The sequence below is a fragment of the Gardnerella sp. C0026F2 genome (assembly GCF_056590715.1).
Map to the genome: position 1 here is coordinate 567890 of NZ_JBWPWR010000002.1, position 20259 is coordinate 588148.

The window sequence follows — 20259 nt, forward strand, 5'->3', positions numbered from 1 at the left end:
AATAGTAGCAGTAAAATATTTTATACTGCTACTTTTTATTTAAACGAGTAAACTTTTACTTTTTGTACGTTTCTTCATACCATCGTTGTAATTCTTCTACAGCAATATCATGATCTACCGGACCATTATCGAGACGATAATCAAGCATATGCTTATAAGCCTCACCAACTATTGGACCTGGTTGCAAATGCAATAATTGCATTATTTCGTTACCGTCTACATCAGGTCTAATAGCGTTAAAATCTTCCTGCTTTTTAAGCTCTTTTACGCGCTCTTCCATCTCGTCCATCGCATGTTCAAACATTAACGATTTGCGACGATTCTGAGTGGTTGCGTCTGCTCTAGTAAGTCGATTCAATCGCTCATACAGATGTCCTGAATCTTTTACGTAACGACGAACTGCAGAATCAGTCCACGGTTCATCAACATACCCATGAAAACGCAAATGCAAATTCACTAATTCAGTAACATCGTCGATAAGATGATGATCAAAATGCAATGCTTTCAAACGTTTACGAGTCATTTTTGCGCCAACAACATCATGGTGGTGAAAACTAACTTTTCCTCCATCTTCAAATTTTCGAGTTTTTGGCTTCCCAATGTCATGCAATAAAGCAGCTAGACGCAATGTTAAATCTGGAGATGGCACTGGACCTTCTTGATCTGTTTCCAAAGCGATAGCGCGCTCAAGAACCATCATTGTATGTTCAAAAACATCCTTATGACGATGATGCTCGTCAATTTCAAGCTGTAAAGCTGGAATCTCCGGAAGAACTCGCTGAGCTATACCAGATTCAACAAGAGCTTCTAACCCTTTACGAGGTCTGTCCGAAAGTAACATTTTAGCAATTTCGTCGCGAATTCTTTCAGCAGAAACAATATCTAACCTATCTGCCATGTCTACAATCGCTTCAGCAGTATTTGCTTCGATACTAAACCCAAGTTGCGCAACAAAACGAACTGCACGCATCATACGCAAAGGATCGTCATCAAAAGATTGACGAGGATCAACCGGCGTTCGCAACACGCCTTTAGCTAAATCACTAGCACCGCCAAAAGGATCTACAAACTCTAAATCTGGCACGCGCAACGCCATTGCATTGACAGTAAAATCACGCCTAGAAAGATCACCTTCTAAAGTATCACCGTATTGCACTTCAGGCTTACGAGAATCTGGATCGTACACATCAGAACGGTATGTAGTAATTTCAACTTTTACTTCTGTACCATCAGCACGTCGACGCATAGCTCCCAACGTGCCAAATTTACGACCCATATCCCAAAAACCATCATGTCCCCAGCGACGCAAAATATGTTCAAACTCTTCAGGCCGAGCTGATGTACAAAAATCAAGATCATGCGACACGCGATGCAGTAGCATATCTCTTACAGGACCACCAACTAATGCAAGTTCATAATGACGCTCAGCAAAAAGTCGCCCCAACTCTATAGCTTCAGGCCAAACTTCGAAGTTCTCAGTCACCCTTACCGACACCCTTTCAGCAAAAATCAATCTATATTCCAGCATACCGTTACCCCAATGCACAGCGGATTGAGTAATGTTGACTATATGATTACTCCTGCAGACTTACGACGTACGCTCGCCAAGCTTGCGGATAATCATGCCCAAAATCAAGCTGCTCCTGTTATTACGCCACTTGATTTAGCTAAAATGCATAGAAAAAAGTCTTGCCAGCAAGACAGTTGCGAAGAACAAAATATTGTTGATATTCCGCTGTTTTCTAAGGATGACAGCAATGCGCAAGACTCAGAATCACCGGAAGATAATCTTCAAAAAACATCTTCTTTCTCAGGCGTATCTCCAGCACTTATGCCACCACGCAGACAGGCAGATACTCCTACAACTTTTGCTTCTTTAGACGCGCAAGACTTGCCAATTATTCGAGAATATTCCGCAGGCGGTTTAGTATTTGACTCTCTCGGGCGTGTCGCAATTATTGCTCGTCATTCAAGAAGCGGACACCTTGAATGGTGTCTACCAAAAGGACATATAGAAAAAGGTGAAACACCTCAAGAAACAGCAGTTCGCGAAATTCATGAGGAAACGGGTATAGTTGGCGAAGTAGTAGATTCGATTGCCACAATCGACTATTGGTTTACAGGCACAACGCATAGAGTACACAAGCTAGTGCACCATTTTGCGTTACGTTACGTAAGTGGCGACTTATCTGTATTAGGAGATCCTGATCACGAAGCAGAAGATGCAATATGGGTGAATTTTAAAGAACTTAATGCAATATTAAGCTATCCAAATGAACGTAAAATTGCATGGCTTTATGCCAAAAAAGCACATAGGCGGTCTAACAGTGAAGAAACTCACGCGTAAACATCAGACCACAAATGCGTCTACTGCTCTAAAGCAGAAGTCACTTTCATACGTATTTTCTCTATTACGAATTACGTTACATACTTGCTTAATTTCTGCGCGTTTTATTTTTATATTATTCGTAGTATTTGCAGCAATTTTTGCTTTTCCAACAGCAAAATATGCAGGATTAGCAAATTACGCATATGCAAACACGAAAAAAGCAGATTTATCTGACAAAACTTCTACAAGACAAGATAAAAAACAATCTACGTATGAGAATCCGCATAGCAAGGGCATTGAAATAGATATAACTCAAGCAACGCCTGTAGTAACAGATAAAAGCGGATACCACCTTACTGCAACACTAAAAGCCGTAAAAACGGCACTTCCAGAAGGCACTTTACAACTTTCTATAAATTCCAATTACACTTTTGTTTCGCGCACGGACGTGCAAAATTGGTCGCAAGAGGAATCTCTTATACCAACTCCTCAAATTTTAGATTCCATAAAAACTCCAAGTTTAGCTTCCGGTCACACGTGCACTCTTAGCTTTAACATACCTGCAGATAAACAAGAATTACGTTCCATCCTGAATTGGGGTCCAAAACCATTAAAAATTACGTATTTCTCACAAAATTATTCAAAATACAAATCGATACATTCTTTTTTGACAAGAGCAAATGTTGGCATGCACTCAGCTAACTTACCAGCGATGAAACTTACTGCGCTTATGCCAATATTAATTCGTACACAAAACGATTTACGCAATTTTAAAACTAATAACATTCAGCCTAGCGATAATTTAGAAACGCTACTTAGAGCCGACAAAGATAGTATTCACAACATTATTGAGAAGGCTGATTTAGCAAATAAACACTCAAAATTACAAACAATTGCAGATTTAAGCACAATACAAGCGTCTCATTTAACACTCAAACCAAGCGCTTATATGCAACAATCTGGTTTTGATATCAGCGCTTATGCAGACGACAATAATGACGATTTGTACAAATCGGCAGGAATTACTAAAGAAAAATGGTCTGCAAAAAATTCGCAATTGCAAAAAAATACTACTAAAGCAAATAATTCAAAACAAACAGACTCAGCTAATCATAATTTAAATAAAGCTTATGCATGGCAAACATACGGCAAGTGGACTATTCATGCACTAGAGCAAGCGAAACGTAATGGATATGAAACTGTTATTGCAACAGACGAATTTGACAATAATGCTTCAAAGTTTGCTGTTAGAAATGGCATATACGATATAGATACGCCCGCAGGGAATGTGCGAGTTTTGTCACCTCAGTCAGTGCTTACTCTTTTAGCAAATGGAAAACCTACAAGCGATAGCGCAACAAGCGAACGAACTCAGGCTGGGCGCATTAATCGTTTAGTGGCACAAAGCGCGTTCTACCAAATGGAACAGCCGTATGTTGATAGGCATATTCTTATTACTTTTTCGAATAATGCATCTAATTCAAATATTGATGCTGTTATGAGCGCATTAGAACAATCTCCTTGGCTGTCGCTAAGCGACTTGCAAACAATGGCAAATACAAAGCAAGACGCCTTGCCTGACTGGAAGAAAAATTCCATAATACGTGCAATATCTAGCAACAGCTCTATAAGCGCGAATATTACTAAAACAAGACGCTCTTGCCTAAACGATTTGTCACATTCAAGGAAAGACGTTTTACGTTTTACTAAGAATATTCTCGATTATAGTGCCGCTAAGCATCCTCATAATACTGAAGGTGACGCTCAAGCACTTGCAAAACAAACAGCCAAAACAAAAAAACTTATTAACATAAAAGACTTAGAAAAGTATTTATTACGCTTATACGACGATATTTCTTTGCACGAATTTACAAATAATACGATCGAGCAGCAAGATCCAGCCAAAACTACTGCACACAGCAAGCAAAATAACAAATCTTGTATAGGTAAAAATACTGCTAAGAATTTTGCAAATACGCTGATGAATGGAATCCGCATAATCCCACCGCATGATATTACTGCCGTAAGCGAAACAGCAAGCATGCCTATTACGATAAGTAACACATACTCTTACCCTGTGCAAGTGTATTTATCTGCAAATACTCATGCTATGGAAATTGTTACGCGCCGTAAAACTTTAGTAAAAATTCCAGCTAATAGCGAAACTCAAGTAACTTTACCGTTGAGAATTACTACATCAATTCACACAAAAGCTACTTTTGTGCTTGAAGACAATCAGCATCGAGCATTTACAAAAGAACAGAGCACGCTTATTACTAGTACACTGCAAATTAGTGATAAAAGCGGTACGATTATTATAGTATTTGCTTTCATTCTTGGTCTTCTTGGCCTTTGGAGGCAATTCCACCGTAAGAAGGATCCAGACGAATGAGTTCAGTAGGTCGAAATTCTGTAATTATGGCTAGCGGAACAGCCGCATCGCGCATTACAGGTCAAATACGTACTATCTTGTTAGCAGCAGCCCTTGGAACAACAGGTTTGGCAGCAAACGCATATCAAGCTGGTTCTATGATTCCACAGCTAATATATACGCTTGTTTCAGGTGGAATTTTCAACGCTGTATTAGTACCGCAAATTGTTCGCACTCTCGAAAAGAAGAATGCCGAGGAACGCTTAAATAAACTTATTACATTTGCAATTCTTTTGCTTCTCGCACTAACAGTTCTTATGTCTATAGCAACGCCTGTGCTCACTATGCTATACGCCGGCGGAAGCGCAGAAATGCAAACATTAACTTGTTCATTTACTTTGTGGTGCATGCCTCAAATTTTCTTTTACGGCATTTATACGGTACTTGGGCAAGTTTTGGCAGCAAAAGAACATTTTGCCATGTACGCGTGGAGTTCAGTTGCAGCAAATATTATTAGTTGCTTAGGGTTTGGCGTTTTTATCATCATCTTTGGCAAAGCAAATAAGATGCCATTAAGTTTTTGGAATGGCAATACTCTTTTACTCACTGCAGGATTCTGGACTATTGGCGTAGCAGCACAAGCTTTAGTGTTATTCCTACCTCTTATGAAATGCGGAATACACTACAAGCCAAGTTTTGGCATACGAGATATCGGCTTAAGATCGATGGGTCCTGTTGCTGCATGGAGCATGGGCATTGTTATTGTTACACAAATAGTTGTAATGATTACTACGCATATAACAACAAGCGTCCCATTTGTTGCCGAACAACGTTTAGGCTTAGACCAGTTTGAAGTAGCAGGTAATGCTACTTATCAAAACGCTTACACAATGTTCCTATTGCCATACTCTTTAGTTGCAGTATCTGTCGCAACAGCGATTTTCCCTAAAATTTCACGCTCTATTGCATCTCACGATTTAAATAGCGCGCGCAATGACTTAAGTGAAGCTTTAAGGCATGTAAGCATAATTATGTGCTTCTTTACAGTTGTCTTTATTGTTATTCCAACACCTATTTCGTTAGCTTTAATACCATCAATAAGCGTTCAAGAAGCAAACCTTATGTCTGCACCTTTAATGATGCTAGCTTTTGGCTTGCCTTTAACTAGTAGCTATTTGATTATTCAACGCACATTTTTTGCTTTTGAAGACGGTAAAAGTCCTTTTATTTTCGCAGCAGCGCAACTTCTTACTGAGCTTTTTGCCTTTGTCTGTTGCATTAATGTACTGCCGCCTACTTATTGGGTTACGTCTTTAGGCTCGTCGGTTTCAATAAGCTACTTCTTGACTTTCCCTGCGCTTGTTCACATGCTTCGAAATCGTTTCAACAATAATTTAGATGATCGAAATCTTATAATTACACATATAAAAATTATCATTGCTTCAATAGTATCTATTATTGTTGGCTTCTTAATAAGTAAACCATTATTGCACGTTCTAAACTTTACTTCTCCACACATGCATGGAGCGTTAAGGTGGGTATACGCAATACTTATTTGCGCAATAATAACAATTATTATTGCTGTTGTTTATCTGTCAGCACTCTTACTTTTGAAGACCAGAGAACTTGTAGATTTGTCTGCTCCAATAATTAGTAAGCTTGCCCAAAAGATTCCTGCTCTCATTCCTCTTGCTAAAATTTTTGAAGAAACTGCAAGAAATCAATCACATAACGAACAGAAAAATCTTAGAGTTCCGCGTAGAATACAATCCGGCGCAAAATATAATGATCCTTCTAACGGTAAAAACTTCTAAGCGCCTAGTTTCATATTGAGCTTTTCCTTAAAATATGTGATTATTTGGGAAATTATTTCAATAACAGCAAAATGCTGTACATAACATGACGACTCACCAGTACAATTATGTGTTAGTAAAAAATGTTAAGTTACTTATTGCACATGCGTAGGAAGATGAGGAACAAATGGAACCTCGGTTAGGAGACATTGTACTAAATCGATACGTATTAGTATCGCTTTTGCGCAACGAAGCAGGCTTGCAAGTGTGGCAAGCAAATGACCGCATACTTACGCAGGATTGCCAGCTTTTTATTGTACGAGATTCACGTTTTTTGCCGCAAGTAAATACAATTGCATCAACCTTGGCTTTATCGCATAGCCGCAAGTTTACGCAAGTACTTCAGTTACAGCATCATGATTCTGTTGCAATTATTGTTACAGCTTTAGATCGTGGTGTTACTATAAATGATTATTTAGCTCTTAAAAAAGCACCTTTAAGTTACGAAGCAATAAGAACTATCGTTGCAGAAACTGCACAAGCTTTAAGCAGATTACTTGCTAGCAATATTACTCACCATGCTATTTCTAGTGACACTGTTCGCATAAGTTCTTCAGGAATTGAGTTAGCAGATACTCCAGTAAGTCCTCTTTTGGAAGATGTAACTCAAAAAGATGATGATCAAATTCCAAGGCAAAATGTTGAACATACTGCAACTAGGCAACTTGCATCATTGTTATACACTTTGATTACTAGAACTTCTTCTCGAATACAAGCTCGTTTTGATGCGTCTCTTTTGCCAGATAATACTCCTTCAGAATTTAGGATGATTTGCACAAGAAGCCTAGCTACAAATAAAAATAACAACGTAATACCTATGGCATCTATTGCAGAATTAGTAGCATTATTAGGTTCATACACGCCGTTATCGAAGCTCACAACAAAAGATATTGTGCTTGATAGTAAAACAAGTGCTGCTTCTATTAGCAATGTTCGACTTCGCGAAGCAAAAGATGATTTTATACTACCTTTGCCTGAAGGTCTTTCACAAAGTGAAGAAGAATTCGATGCGCAATTAATGCAAAGAAATAATCAGGATTCTAACGATTTTTCTTCAACTAATTCAGCCAACACTATTTCAAACAATACAAATGGATCCGCTAAATTAAGTAATAGTTTCAAAAATGCTGGGAGAACATTAGGATCTCTTCTTAAAAGAAGCAACACTAACTCAGATTCTGAAAACGGTGACAAAAATAATTTTAGCGACGAAAGTAACACCAATACAGATATAGATTTTCATGATATTGCAGCAGCAGAAATGGCTAGCATTCTCGCTCCTACAGAACTCGATACAGACGATGCTATTTTCCCAACATTGTCTGCCTCATATAAGCATTTTCCTGATACTGCTACGTCTAAAAATATTTTTGATCACGCTGAAAATACAAGAAATCAAATCGCCAAAAATGCTATTAGCGAAACAGGCGTAGTTAGCAGTTTTGATTTTGGGCATCTTCTTACTGAAAATAATCAGCACACAGAATTAATGTCAAGACCACAAAACTTAACTTCAGAAGGCGAATCTACTGGTCGCGTTCCTGTTGTTGATTCTCACGGAAGATTTGTAGCTCCTGGAGAGGAATCAGCAAGAGCGCTTAGAGACGAAATAAACAGTGGTCAAGACGACGATAGTCAAGAAAATGGATCACATTCTTTGCCGCCAAGCTTCCAGCCTCTGGAACAATCCTCTACTTTGCACAAACAAAAGCAGAATACACAAAATAACAACACTATTGCAGATGCTAAGATTTGGTGGGGTCTTTCAACCAAAGTTATTGCTATCGGAACTGTTTCATTGCTTCTTGTAGCTGGATTAGCTTTGGCATTACATGGTTTATTTGGAAATCATGAAAGCGCAGATACCTTCGGAAACAACGGCTCATGGGATAGCACTAGTCAAGAAAATGTTCCGTTTGGCAGCCAAGGTATTCTTCCTCAAGAAAAGCAACCTGCTAAGAAAAATATGGGTCGTAAGCAAGTAAAACCTGTGCCTAAGCCTAAGATTCCTACTAATAACGTTGCTTACGAAGCTGATCGTTATCAATTCTTAAGCTTCCCAGCTAATCAAGCTGGATACGGGTACTATATTCACTTAACTGAACCACAAACTGTGTATCGCTTCGTTGTTTCGATACGTTCTTCTGGCGGTCACGCATATTTGTTGGCAAATACTAAGAATGATCCAACTAAGGGAACTCAAGTAGCAGAATTTACGTTCGACGAAAGTGGAACAACAGACGTAAAGCTTAAGAAGGTTGTAAAATCTCAAGATTTCATGCTCTGGGTTCCAAAAGATAGCATGCCTAAGAACAGTTTGTACATCAATTCTGTAAAACTGTACTGAATCTCTTACAATAATTGCTTTTAAGGAAATAAGTAATGGAAAATAAGCTTCGAAAAGTTATCATAATTGGATCTGGACCTGCAGGATACACTGCTGCAATATATTTGGGTCGCGCTGGGTACAAGCCACTTGTTATTGCTGGAGCTCTTACTCCAGGCGGTCAATTGATGAATACAACAGAAGTAGAAAATTATCCAGGATTCCCAGAAGGTATTTTAGGTCCTGACTTAATGGAATCTATGCAAAAACAAGCTGAAAAATTTGGCGCAGAAATATTGCTAAACGATGTCACTTCTGTAGACTTTAAAAGCGCTGTAAAGCTCGTTACTACCGACGACGGTATAACTTATGAGTCTGACGCAGTTATCGTCTCTACGGGCTCGCAAGTGCGCAAATTGGGCGTTCCAGGAGAACTAGAGTACTCCGGCAGAGGTGTATCTTATTGTGCAACTTGTGACGGCTTCTTCTTCCGAGGAAAGCCGATTACTGTAGTTGGTGGAGGAGATTCTGCTTTCGAAGAAGCATTATTCCTCACGCGATTTGGTTCTTCTGTTACTTTAATCCACCGCAGAAATGAGTTCCGCGCTTCAAAGATTATGGTTGACAGAGCAAAAGAGAACGAAAAAATCAAATTTATTACAAATAGTGTTGTAGATGAAGTGCACGGCAACGATGTAGAAGCTACTTCACTTACTGTTCGCAATGTTATTACAGGAGAAACTCAAGAAGTTGAGTCAGCCGGATTGTTTGTGGCAATTGGTCACACTCCTGCAACAAAGTTCTTAAACGACCAATTAAAGCTTAATGAAGATGGAACGATTGTTGTTGATGGCGCAACTACTCGCACTTCTGTTGAAGGCGTTTTTGCTGCTGGAGATGTTGTTGATAGCATATATCGCCAAGCAATTTCTGCAGCTGGAATGGGATGTAGAGCGGCTCTTGATGCTCAAGCTTATCTTAACGAAAAATACGCTTAAATCTTACTTATTACACAAAGGCTTACTAAAAGTAAAAGCAAAATACAATTAAATTTACGTGTGACATTACAGTCTAAGCTATTATATTGTAGACAAATGTCACACGTATTTTATTAAAACTACTATTCTTTTTTAGAAACAAGTAAACCAATAATTCGTTGCATTTCTTCAGGAGAAGAAAATACGATTTCAATGCGACCGTGATTTTCTGTGCCCTTAATAGAAACTTTGGTAGCAAAATGCTCCTCAAGCTGCTTGCGCACAGGCGAAGAAGACCACTGATTATTGCGACGCACGCGCGTACGCACTACTCCATTAGATGTATCTTCATTCTTCAACGAAACAATCTCTTCGGTACTACGAACCGACAATCCTTCTGCAATAATGCGCTTAGCTAGACTTTCCATATCTTCTGGATTTTCCAAGCCAAGTAATGCTCGTGCGTGACCTGCAGAAAGCACGCCTGAGGCGACATGTTTTTGCACGCTAGCAGGAAGATTAAGAAGCCTTAAAGTATTGGCAATCTGTGGGCGTGATTTTGATACAGATTGAGAAAGCTGAATCTGCGTTAAACCAAAATCATCTATCATCTGAGAATATGCTGCAGCTTCTTCAAGAGGATTAAGAGCAACGCGATGAAGATTTTCAAGCAATGCATCTCTTAACATATTTTCATCAGCAGTTGTGCGCACAATCGCTGGAACTGTATCAAGTTCAGCTAGCTGAGAAGCACGCCATCTTCTCTCACCCATAATAAGTTCATAATGTGCAATTTGTTCATCATTTTTATCTGCATCAACAATAGGTCGCACAACTATAGGCTGTAAAACGCCAACTTCTTTAATAGATGATGCAAGTTCTCGAAGCTCATCTTCATCAAAAATTGTTCGAGGTTGGTGTGCATTAGGAACAATATCTAGCGGTTTAAGATAAGCTAAATACCCACCTTTTACTGGCTTCAAAGGCTCATTTTCTGCGGTTTTATTTGATTTTTCAGCAGCGTTATTTTTTTCACCAATAACGGTTTCTTCATTATTTTTTGCCTTAGACGACATAAATGTCGTTGATGCTGAATCTCCAAAAAAGAAATCCATAGGTCTAGTGACATCTCCAAGAGATGGCATAGTTGAACGTTTGTGAGAATGCTTGTTAGCATTAATTGACGACACGGTTTCACGTGAAACATTCTTTATTTTGTTATTATTCTTATCCGCGTGAGGAGCAATTGAATTGCTCATGCTAGGGACCTTTGTTTCATGTGAAACATTTTTTGATTGATTATTATCTTTATTTAACGTTTCACGTGAAACTTTTGCTTGTTTTTCTAACTGACCATCCACAGATTCGGATTTTTGTGTTTCATGTGAAACATTAAATTGCAAATTATTAGATGCATCGGCAAGCGCATCCTCGCCAGGCAAAGATGGGAACAAAGCACCTAAACCTTTACCCAGGCGAGACTTATTTCCACTCATTATTTATTCTCCTGTTGTTGTTCTTGTCGATTAGCATCTTGCTTTGCTGCAATAACAGATAATACAGTCTTAGATCTTTTCGCAATTTCTAACGCAGCTTCGCGATAAGAAACCGCTCCTGATCCATGAGGATCATAAGTAATAACACTTTGATTAAAACTTGGCGCTTCAGGTATTTTCACAGTACGAGGAATCGTAGTCTCAAGCACAATATTTGGATAATGTTTTTTAACTTCTTGGAAAACTTCTCTGCCTAATAAAGTTCGCTTGTCAAACATAGTAACAAGCATTGTAGAAACAACTAAAATTGGGTTGTAATGTTGCTGGACTAAACCAATAGTTCTTATAAGTTGCCCTAAACCTTCAAGAGCATAATATTCAGCTTGAATTGGTATAAGCATTTCACGTGCAGCACACATTGCATTAATAACTAATAAGCCAAGCGATGGAGGACAATCGATAAAAACATAATCATAGTGTTCGCTGCTATTATCAAGATATTCTTGCAAGGCATCCTTTAACAGATTATTACGATTATCCATATCTGCAAGCTCTAATTCAGCACCGCTTAAATCAATAGATGCTGGAACAACATCAAGTCCCTCAATATCTGGACAAGCATGTTTTACTTCAGCGATACTTTTTCGCCCTTCAAGAACATCGTAAACTGACAAATCACCAGAAGTATGAGGAGCGTTTAATGCAGTTGACGCATTCCCCTGTGGGTCCATATCAATAAGAAGTACTTTTGATCCACTCACAGCCATAGCTGCAGCAAGATTTACAGCAGAACTTGTTTTTCCTACTCCACCTTTTTGATTAGCAACAGCAATAAAACGCGTTTGCTTAGGCTTAGGATATTTCGCCTGTTCAATGGAATGAAAACGAGATGTCAAATCTGCCAATTCAATACCTAGGGAGGATTTTGAATCTCCAAAAATTCGTTGAATCGTTTCAGCAGCTGATTCCACGATGTATCACCCCCAATTAAATATGCGAAACTCTTAAAATAAAAATATCGTGTTTTAAGTTTCGTCGTTTCTATGGACATAAAAAGCACAAATTTTTTGATGTTTCACATGAAACATCAACACCTTATTCCATAACTAACTACATATTTTTCGATTTTTCGCACTGCTCGGATGCTTGCACGTTCATGAAGCTTTGCACCAGTGCTTCAGCGAACGCTGTTTCTGTAGCTTTGCTCCAGTGCTCTGCAGACGCTGTATCTGTAGCTTTGCTCCAGTGCTCTGCAGACGCTGTATCTGTAGCTTTGCAGTAATGCTTTGCAAACGTCGATTATTTATTGCTTAGTGAACTTTAACAGTATCGCTCTGCAGACGTTGAGTCTTATTGCCTAGAGAACGCTAACATCCGTGCTGCTGCAAACATCACGCCAGACGCACCTACCACACCACAGAACAACGGTGGGTGAATTTACGAGTGGGAGATAGGAATTGCTTGGTCGAGCAATATAAAAGCGGAACGATAGTAATAATCTTATTGACGAATACTATTTTTGCAGAAAAAGTAAGTAAAAAACTAAACTTAACTACGCAACCTTTAAGTCCAAATAAGGTATAAGAGCGGAGCGCTGCGAGACAAGTAATTCCTATCTCACACAGCCACTCCAGAAACCCGCCAGCCAAACACCAGCCAAAACTCATAGACGAAAGCCAAGAACATCGAAAACAAACTCGCTCCACATTAAACGATAACTCGCGCAAACACAAATTTTAATTAAAAAATTAGGCTTTATCGATTAATACGACTGTAGTCGGCTGCAAACCAGATGCAACTGGCGCTTCAAGAATGCGAGGATTTGTGCCACCAGCTTTTCGAATCATTTTTACAGCTTTTTCTACTTCTGCTTGAGCAGATTTACCCTTTAATGCTATTAATTTCCCGTGCTTATTTAATAGAGGAATAGTCCATCCAGCTAATTTCGTCATAGGAGCTACGGCTCTGCATGTTACTACATCAAACGCTGGAATTTCATGTGACTTAATTTTGTTAATAACTTCATCTGATCTGCCGTGAAATATAGTAACATTTTTTAATTTCATAAGAGCAACGCACTCACGCAACCAGTCAACACGACGCTCCATAGGTTCAATCAAAGTAACGTCATAATCAGGTAAGCACGCAGCTAAAACTAGACCAGGAAAACCTCCGCCGCTACCTACATCTGCAACTCTTTTATTTTTTCTACCAACTACTGCTTCTTTAATAAAAGGAACAACTGCTGCAGAATTTAATATATGCCTTTCCCAAAGAATATTCATATCTCTAGGACCGATAAGACCTCTTACTAATCCTTCTTGCTGAAGTTTCACGTGAAACAGATTGCACTTTTCTAATGCTTCACCTAAAACTTCACTTAACAATGGGGATCCTTCTAATTCGTCCGCTACTTTTTGTGCATCTTCCTCATATTTTTTATCTAAACTAGCTTCCATATTTTCCCCAAAACAAATAAAAGAAATATAATAAAAAATAAATAAAAAGTAACACAACAAAACATTTTTTGTTTCATTGTGTTACTTTTCATTTTATTTCTCTTTTCCTTTGAAAAGAAACAATTAAATAAAAATTAATTATTCTTCAGAATATTCGCCGTCTACATCGTCAATTTCGTCAATATTTTCATCTTCAGAAGCAACTGAAGGCATGTAAACAGTTACATAGCGATGTGGTTCTTCACCATGTGAACGGGAACGCAAACCTTCGTCACGAACAGTATCGTGCACAACTTTGCGTTCAAAAGAATTCATTGGCTTCAAATTCACAGGTTCACCAGTTTCACGCACATCATCAACAGCATCTAAAGCAATATCGCGCAAATGTTGGCGCTTACGCTTTAAGAATCCATCTACATCAACTATAAGATGAGAACGATCACCGGTTTTTTGCTGAACAGCAAGACGGCTTAATTGTTGCAAAGCATCGACAACCTCACCATTGCGACCAATTAAATTCTTAATATCAGTGTCATCATCTGCAACAATCTGAATCATTGGGCGATTATTGCGCACACCCATCTCAATATCACCCTCATAATCAGCAATATCGAGTAAGCCTTCTAAATAATCTGCGGCAATATCAGCTTCTTCATTGAGTTGATCAACCGTCCTCTTCTCATCTTGTACCATTAATTACTCCTTATCGTGAGAAAATTCACGTTTTAAAAATTTCTGAAGTCTAGTTTAGCGGATAATAAAGCCAAGTTACTAACTTATTTTCAAGTCATAAAAATGACTTTATATATCCGCAAAATGTATCTAAATATTAGCGCTTTGCCACCTTACGCTTACGTTGTGGCTGCTTGCGTTGGAATCCCTCAATCTCTCTACGCTCAGCTTCCTCACGAGCTTTTTGAAGATTCTCTTCTTCAATAGAAGGCAAACCTTCGCGCTCACGACGAGCAGTTTCTTTTTGATAGTCACGCTTTTCTTTTTCTTCAGCTGCAGGAGATCCAGGAGTTGGGAATGCGTAAACCTGCCAAATTGAACGCAACATATTTATAACGTTGTTTACTAACCAGTAAACCAACATTGCAAAAGGCATAGCAAATGCAGAGAAAACGTAAATCAACGGGAATCCCCACATCATAAGCTTTTGTACAGTATATTGGCTACCCTGCTTAGACTCAGGCGGAAGATTTTTACGAATATTATTGAATTGCATGTACCACATTGCAGCACACATAAGTACAACAAATACAACTATGACAATTTTACCTTCGCCAGCAGTTGTCATAAAAGTATCTGCAACACCAACCCCAAATACGCGAGTTTTAACGAATTGCTGTGCTGTTGCAATGTCAAAGGCACCAAGAGCCGCATGCTTGCCACGAGCAATAAATGGAATAACGGAAAGCGTATACCAAATACTCATAAATGCAGGACCCTGAATCATCATAGGCAAGCACGAACCAGCAGGATTAGCTTTGTTATCTTGATAAAGCTTCATCATTTCACGCTGCATAGCTTCTTTACTTGCAGGGTCATTTTTACCTTTATATTTTTGCTGTATTTTCTTAACCTTAGGCGCAATAGCTTGCATTTTGCGCATGCCTTTAATGCTTTTAATAAATGCAGGGAAAATGCACGCATGCACAACTAATACCAAGAATACGATGGAAAAAACCCACGAAAAGCCAATTTCATTCATTCCAAGAAGAGTTAATAACTTGTGGAATAATGACATAATTTGAGTCATAAGCCACTCAACTGGCGTCAAGATTTTATAAAACCATCCAAAGAATCCATTATCAAGTATGAAGTTATCTTGATTAAACATTAGTTTTCCTTGTCTTCTTCAGCCAAGGGAGTTAGCCGTGGCTCTTCATGTGCTTTAGACCAAGCACATCTGTAAAAAATCGAATATTTGCGGGGTACATCATCAATACTGCAGCTTGTCCAAGGTCTACAGCGTAGAAGGCGTAATAATGCAAGAATACCACCTCTAAACGTGCCATATCTAGCAATTGCTTCAATAGCATAACGCGAACACGTAGGATAGTATCTACAGCAAGCTGGTCTATTTGCAGAAATCGTGCGCTGATACCATCTAATTGCACTAATCACAAACTTAGAGCTTAAACTTTTTTTACTACGCATAACAATAACCACCATCTACTCAAAATAATATATTTCAATTATCCTTGATTCTGATTATTCTCATGCATTTTGCAATTTTGTGTAGAGCATAAATCTGCACCAATTTTGCCAAAAAGCTTTTGTATCTGGCATTGTAACGAATCAAATGAAGATTGAGCTGCAGAAGGTTTTGCTCTTAACACTACGTCACAACCTGCAGGTAATAAAGATTCATAATTTTTTGCGATTACTCGTAGACGTCTTTTTACCTTATTGCGAACTACAGCTTTCCCCACTGATTTAGATACAGCAAGACCTAGCCTCTTTACATGTTCAACTTTTTGATCATGTAAGAAGGTATCAGAAAATGCCGCGGGAGTATCACTTTCAAAACCCGTGGCAATATAATCTAAACTTGCACTTCTATCTTCGTTAAGTGTGCTCTGCACGGCTATATCGTCACGCATAATGTAATGCGCGACGATATCCCGGGAACTCACCTTGCGCCGTTTTTTTAGCACCGCAACAAAATCACGGTGGCTTTTCAGCCTTTCCATGCCTTACGACGCTACCTTAACTCAGGCAGACAGTGACTTGCGGCCCTTGGCACGACGACGATTGATTACTGCGCGACCTGCACGCGTACGCATGCGAACGCGGAAGCCGTGCTTCATGTGACGACGACGATTATTCGGCTGAAATGTCCTCTTCATAACTAATGCTCCTGTATTCAGCCATGCAAAAGCATGGCCCCGTATGAGTCAAGCTATACCAAAATACTATTACCCCTCACCAATGCTCAAAACTCCACATTTTCTTATTAAAGAATCAACATAGTCAGATATAAATAAAAATGATTTATTCACATTTCTATTACAATTTATTGTACTCGCAAAATCGTTGAAAAATAGCCAAATCTCAGCTTTAAACTTATCCACAAATTACACACATGTTATTCACAATTAAACAATTTCAACACGCTAGACTGTGGATAACTTCGTAGGGTCAGAGTAAACATATCTTACTGATACTTATTACACACGTGCGCGCGTAAAAAGAATCAGCATTATTACATGCGCTAAATGCAAGTTTGGGGGTGAAATGGCTGATACATTAGGCGATCCTACATCGCAAGCTGCTTTGGTATGGTCTAATACGCTTACTGTTTTACAGCATAATGCCCTTTTAACTGCGCGCGATAAAGGTTGGTTTGAAGGTGTTAAGCCAGAAGCAATCTTTGGTACAACCATTGTTTTGTGTGTATCTAATGCTGAAACGCAACAAGCTTTGCAAAATGAATTAAATTCTCCTCTACTTACAGCATTAAAGATTTGCACTGGTAAGGATATGTTTCCTGCTTTTAGGATTGTGCCTCAATCTGAATATCAGGAAAAAACTGCACAAAGTCCTTCAAATTCTTTATCTAATCAAGCACAGAACAATACTATTTTAAATAAAGTAGCAACTGATAATACAGTTTTGCCTGTTGATAATATTTCAGTTTCAGCATCTAATGATTTGCCATCGGTTACAGCGAATGATGTTTCTCCTGTACAACCAGATTTTGATCATGCAACTGGAATATCTACTCTTAAACAAACTGATATTTCTAATGAACAAGTTGCACAGCAAAAAATGCCTGTTTCTGTTCAGCGCGATGCAATTACACATTTAAATACGTGTGCAACGTTTGATACTTTTGTGCCTGGAGACTCAAATCGTTTTGCAAGAACTGTAGCTTTGGCAGTTGCAGAGGGTTCAGGAAGAGATTTTAATCCTTTATGTATTTACGGCGGCTCAGGTCTTGGTAAAACCCATTTACTTAATGCAATTGGCAATTATGCTTTGGTAAAAGATTCTTCACTTAAAGTTCGTTATGTAACAAGTGAGGAATTTACTAATGAATTTATTGAAGCTCTTCAAACACCAAATCAAAGTCAAGGTCAAATTGCTGATTTTAATAGGCGATATCGCGAAGTAGATGTTCTTCTTATTGACGATATTCAATTCCTTGGTGGAAAAGAAGCAACACTTGAACAATTCTTCCATACTTTTAATTCTTTATACCAAGCAAATAAGCGAATAGTTATAGCTTCAGATGTTGCTCCAAAAAATCTTAAGGGCTTTGAAGCGCGCTTAATTTCCAGATTTGAATCAGGTCTTACGGTTGATATTAAACCGCCAGATTTGGAAACTCGTATTGCAATTCTGAGAATGATGGCATCAATGAATCACTGTAATGTTCCAAGTGACGTACTTGATTTAATTGCTGAACGTTTTACAGAAAATATTCGTGAACTTGAAGGTGCGTTGACGCGCGTTACTGCTGTAGCATCTTTAAGCAATCAGCCTGTTAGTAAAGCTTTAGCTGAACAAGCATTACAAGATTTCTTTGCTACAGATATTGAAGTTCGTCCAACTGACATCATTAGTCAGGTAGCTCAATATTTCCACATGACTTTTGATGAACTTGTTGGTCGACAGCGCACAAAGAACGTTGCTCTTGCTCGTCAAATTGCAATGTATCTTGCAAGAGAGATGACAAGCATGAGTTTGGTTGATATTGGCGAAGTTTTTGGCGGTAGAGATCATACTACAGTTATGCATGCTTACACTCGTGTAAGTGGCGAGATGCAAGAAAAGCAGGAAATTTATAACTACGTTATGGAATTAACTGTTCGCTTGAAACAAAATCCTACTGATCGTAGAAAATAATCTTCTTTTCCACATATTTATGAAGAAGTGTTTAAAAGTTTATAAAAAGTTATCCACATACTTAATAACAAATGTGGGTAAAAGCTGAGCATAACTCGTGGAAAACGCCGTTTAAAAATGTTATTAAGTTGTTTATAAGGCATTTAAAAATGTGGAAACTTTAAAAAATAGAAAAAACTGTGGATAAGTTGGCTAGTTGTGCACATTGTTATTCTGACGTTATCCACATCTTTTAAATGTTAATAAGTCTTTTTAAAAGCGGTTTTTTAATCACTTTTCCACATATACACAGTCTTTATTACTACTTCTATTTATTACTTATTTAATAAGAAAAATAATAGATACAAACGCACTGTAGATATTTAAAAATCTTTTTGTAGGCAGCATCATACTGTAGAATAAATGCAGACTTTACAGAAAAGAGGAAGCATGAAAGTAGAAGTCAACTCTGCATCATTTGCTGATGCTGTAGCTTGGACTACACGCGTAATTGACACACGCCCTGCAAACCCTATTCTTGCAGGCTTAAAAATTGAAGCAGCAAATGGCACATTGCAACTTTCTGCATTCAACTATCAAATTTCTAGTTGCCATCATATTGAAGCTGGTGTTGACGAAGAGGGAAGCATACTTATTTTAGGTAAACTAATGGCAGATATTACTAAGTCTCTTCCTGCAGAAAAAACTTATCTAAAATCTGAAAATAATACTTTAACTATTACTTCCGGCAAATCAACATTTACTCTGCAACTTATGCCTCTTGGAGAATATCCTGATTTGCCTAAATTGCCTAATAAATTAGGTCAGGTTGATGCGCCAACATTTATTCAAGCTGTAAATCAAGCATCTGTTTCTACATCTAGAGAAGAAAATAGGCCGGTTCTAACTGGAATTAGGATCCAATTTGAAGATGACACTGTTACTATGACTTCTACCGATAGGTTCCGTCTATCTAGATCTACTTTTAAGTGGACACCAGAACATAATGACATTCATTCAACCACTCTCACTCGTGGATCATTGCTAAGAGATATTGCTCATTCTCTTGACGATCATCAAAATGTTATTATTCATTTTAACGAGGAAGATAAGTCACTTTTAGGTTTTGAAAATTCCGGTCGTACAAGTACTTCACAAATAATTGATGGAGAATTCCCTTCTGTAGATCGATTATTTGTAGATGAATATCCTATTCATGCAATTATTAATAAACAATTATTGATAAATGCAATTAAGCGAGTATCTTTAGTTGCCGAAAGAAATGCTCCTATTCGAATGATTTTTTCAAATCAAGAGTTGACTTTGAGTGCTGGTACTGCTGACGAATCGCAAGCAAAAGAAGTACTTGATATCGATATGGATGGAGAAGACATAACTGTTGCCTTTAATCCAAACTACTTACTTGAAGGTTTAGGAGCTATTCCAGAGCCATTCGTTCATATGAAAATGGCAACAGCTGTAAAACCTGTTGAATTTAATGGTCAACAGGAATCAGATGGTGATGAATCAACAGATTATCGCTATTTGCTTGTTCCTATGCGTTTTAATAATTAATATTGTTGCGATATTGCATTGTATTTTAGATTATTTT

General features: G+C 38.2%; 17 protein-coding genes. 8 read left to right on the forward strand and 9 right to left on the reverse strand.

What is annotated here, in order from left to right; genetic code table 11:
* Nucleotides 1-55 precede the first annotated feature (55 nt).
* Complete coding sequence (locus AC1EK3_RS04980) at nt 56-1528, reverse strand: CCA tRNA nucleotidyltransferase (RefSeq protein WP_480033062.1); 1473 nt, start codon at nt 1526-1528, stop codon at nt 56-58.
* A gap of 42 nt (nt 1529-1570) precedes the next feature.
* Between AC1EK3_RS04980 and AC1EK3_RS04985 the strand changes: the two genes are divergently transcribed.
* The 5 genes from AC1EK3_RS04985 to trxB all read left to right on the forward strand — a co-directional run bounded on the left by AC1EK3_RS04985 (nt 1571) and on the right by trxB (nt 9877).
* Complete coding sequence (locus tag AC1EK3_RS04985) at nt 1571-2347, forward strand: NUDIX hydrolase (protein ID WP_480033199.1); 777 nt, start codon at nt 1571-1573, stop codon at nt 2345-2347.
* Nucleotides 2298-4721 carry a DUF6049 family protein gene (locus AC1EK3_RS04990; protein WP_480033198.1) on the forward strand — a complete coding sequence of 808 codons (2424 nt, stop codon included), beginning with the start codon at nt 2298-2300 and terminating at the stop codon, nt 4719-4721. The genes AC1EK3_RS04985 and AC1EK3_RS04990 overlap by 50 nt, the downstream gene beginning before the upstream one ends.
* Entirely contained in the window at nt 4718-6514 is a 1797-nt protein-coding gene (murJ, locus tag AC1EK3_RS04995) for a murein biosynthesis integral membrane protein MurJ (protein ID WP_480033061.1), read from the forward strand. The genes AC1EK3_RS04990 and murJ overlap by 4 nt, the downstream gene beginning before the upstream one ends.
* Nucleotides 6515-6680: 166 nt before the next feature.
* Entirely contained in the window at nt 6681-8900 is a 2220-nt protein-coding gene (locus AC1EK3_RS05000) for a protein kinase family protein (RefSeq protein ID WP_480033060.1), read from the forward strand.
* Nucleotides 8901-8935: 35 nt separating this feature from the next.
* A complete protein-coding gene (gene trxB, locus AC1EK3_RS05005) occupies nt 8936-9877 on the forward strand; it encodes a thioredoxin-disulfide reductase (protein WP_480033059.1) in 942 nt (313 codons plus the stop codon).
* Between the two features lie 122 nt (nt 9878-9999).
* Here trxB and AC1EK3_RS05010 read toward each other — a convergent pair whose 3' ends face one another.
* Nucleotides 10000-11352: a ParB/RepB/Spo0J family partition protein gene (locus AC1EK3_RS05010; RefSeq protein ID WP_480033058.1), complete on the reverse strand. Its 1353-nt coding sequence runs from the start codon at nt 11350-11352 to the stop codon at nt 10000-10002.
* A complete protein-coding gene (locus AC1EK3_RS05015) occupies nt 11352-12323 on the reverse strand; it encodes a ParA family protein (protein WP_480033057.1) in 972 nt (323 codons plus the stop codon). The genes AC1EK3_RS05010 and AC1EK3_RS05015 overlap by 1 nt, the downstream gene beginning before the upstream one ends.
* A gap of 185 nt (nt 12324-12508) precedes the next feature.
* On the opposite strand from AC1EK3_RS05015, the gene AC1EK3_RS05020 reads away from it, so the two are divergent.
* Nucleotides 12509-12634, forward strand: coding sequence for a hypothetical protein (locus AC1EK3_RS05020; RefSeq protein WP_480033056.1), 126 nt, complete (start codon nt 12509-12511; stop codon nt 12632-12634).
* Nucleotides 12635-13100: 466 nt separating this feature from the next.
* Here AC1EK3_RS05020 and rsmG read toward each other — a convergent pair whose 3' ends face one another.
* The 6 genes from rsmG to rpmH form a co-directional block, all read right to left on the reverse strand.
* Nucleotides 13101-13811 carry a 16S rRNA (guanine(527)-N(7))-methyltransferase RsmG gene (gene rsmG / locus AC1EK3_RS05025; RefSeq protein ID WP_480033055.1) on the reverse strand — a complete coding sequence of 237 codons (711 nt, stop codon included), beginning with the start codon at nt 13809-13811 and terminating at the stop codon, nt 13101-13103.
* 138 nt (nt 13812-13949) lie between these two features.
* Nucleotides 13950-14504, reverse strand: a complete 555-nt coding sequence (locus AC1EK3_RS05030; protein ID WP_415687574.1) for a Jag family protein — start codon at nt 14502-14504, stop codon at nt 13950-13952.
* Nucleotides 14505-14640: 136 nt separating this feature from the next.
* A complete protein-coding gene (yidC, locus tag AC1EK3_RS05035) occupies nt 14641-15654 on the reverse strand; it encodes a membrane protein insertase YidC (protein ID WP_480033054.1) in 1014 nt (337 codons plus the stop codon).
* Entirely contained in the window at nt 15654-15974 is a 321-nt protein-coding gene (gene yidD, locus AC1EK3_RS05040; RefSeq protein WP_004119706.1) for a membrane protein insertion efficiency factor YidD, read from the reverse strand. The genes yidC and yidD overlap by 1 nt, the downstream gene beginning before the upstream one ends.
* A gap of 38 nt (nt 15975-16012) precedes the next feature.
* Complete coding sequence (gene rnpA / locus AC1EK3_RS05045) at nt 16013-16510, reverse strand: ribonuclease P protein component (RefSeq protein WP_480033053.1); 498 nt, start codon at nt 16508-16510, stop codon at nt 16013-16015.
* Between the two features lie 21 nt (nt 16511-16531).
* Complete coding sequence (gene rpmH / locus AC1EK3_RS05050) at nt 16532-16666, reverse strand: 50S ribosomal protein L34 (RefSeq protein WP_004106067.1); 135 nt, start codon at nt 16664-16666, stop codon at nt 16532-16534.
* Nucleotides 16667-17093: 427 nt separating this feature from the next.
* Between rpmH and dnaA the strand changes: the two genes are divergently transcribed.
* Nucleotides 17094-18668, forward strand: coding sequence for a chromosomal replication initiator protein DnaA (gene dnaA, locus AC1EK3_RS05055; protein WP_480033197.1), 1575 nt, complete (start codon nt 17094-17096; stop codon nt 18666-18668).
* A gap of 429 nt (nt 18669-19097) precedes the next feature.
* On the forward strand, nt 19098-20222 hold the full coding sequence (gene dnaN, locus AC1EK3_RS05060; RefSeq protein ID WP_480033052.1) for a DNA polymerase III subunit beta: 1125 nt from the start codon (nt 19098-19100) through the stop codon (nt 20220-20222).
* Nucleotides 20223-20259: the final 37 nt, after the last annotated feature.

What these genes read in the sequence shown, in the direction of transcription:
- AC1EK3_RS04980 (WP_480033062.1), bottom strand. Translation starts at nt 1,528, where the DNA reads ATGCTGGAATATAGATTGATTTTTGCTGAAAGGGTGTCGGTAAGGGTG.
- AC1EK3_RS04985 (WP_480033199.1), top strand. Translation starts at nt 1,571, where the DNA reads ATGATTACTCCTGCAGACTTACGACGTACGCTCGCCAAGCTTGCGGAT.
- AC1EK3_RS04990 (WP_480033198.1), top strand. Translation starts at nt 2,298, where the DNA reads ATGCCAAAAAAGCACATAGGCGGTCTAACAGTGAAGAAACTCACGCGT.
- murJ (WP_480033061.1), top strand. Translation starts at nt 4,718, where the DNA reads ATGAGTTCAGTAGGTCGAAATTCTGTAATTATGGCTAGCGGAACAGCC.
- AC1EK3_RS05000 (WP_480033060.1), top strand. Translation starts at nt 6,681, where the DNA reads ATGGAACCTCGGTTAGGAGACATTGTACTAAATCGATACGTATTAGTA.
- trxB (WP_480033059.1), top strand. Translation starts at nt 8,936, where the DNA reads ATGGAAAATAAGCTTCGAAAAGTTATCATAATTGGATCTGGACCTGCA.
- AC1EK3_RS05010 (WP_480033058.1), bottom strand. Translation starts at nt 11,352, where the DNA reads ATGAGTGGAAATAAGTCTCGCCTGGGTAAAGGTTTAGGTGCTTTGTTC.
- AC1EK3_RS05020 (WP_480033056.1), top strand. Translation starts at nt 12,509, where the DNA reads ATGAAGCTTTGCACCAGTGCTTCAGCGAACGCTGTTTCTGTAGCTTTG.
- rsmG (WP_480033055.1), bottom strand. Translation starts at nt 13,811, where the DNA reads ATGGAAGCTAGTTTAGATAAAAAATATGAGGAAGATGCACAAAAAGTA.
- AC1EK3_RS05030 (WP_415687574.1), bottom strand. Translation starts at nt 14,504, where the DNA reads ATGGTACAAGATGAGAAGAGGACGGTTGATCAACTCAATGAAGAAGCT.
- yidC (WP_480033054.1), bottom strand. Translation starts at nt 15,654, where the DNA reads ATGTTTAATCAAGATAACTTCATACTTGATAATGGATTCTTTGGATGG.
- yidD (WP_004119706.1), bottom strand. Translation starts at nt 15,974, where the DNA reads ATGCGTAGTAAAAAAAGTTTAAGCTCTAAGTTTGTGATTAGTGCAATT.
- rnpA (WP_480033053.1), bottom strand. Translation starts at nt 16,510, where the DNA reads ATGGAAAGGCTGAAAAGCCACCGTGATTTTGTTGCGGTGCTAAAAAAA.
- rpmH (WP_004106067.1), bottom strand. Translation starts at nt 16,666, where the DNA reads ATGAAGAGGACATTTCAGCCGAATAATCGTCGTCGTCACATGAAGCAC.
- dnaN (WP_480033052.1), top strand. Translation starts at nt 19,098, where the DNA reads ATGAAAGTAGAAGTCAACTCTGCATCATTTGCTGATGCTGTAGCTTGG.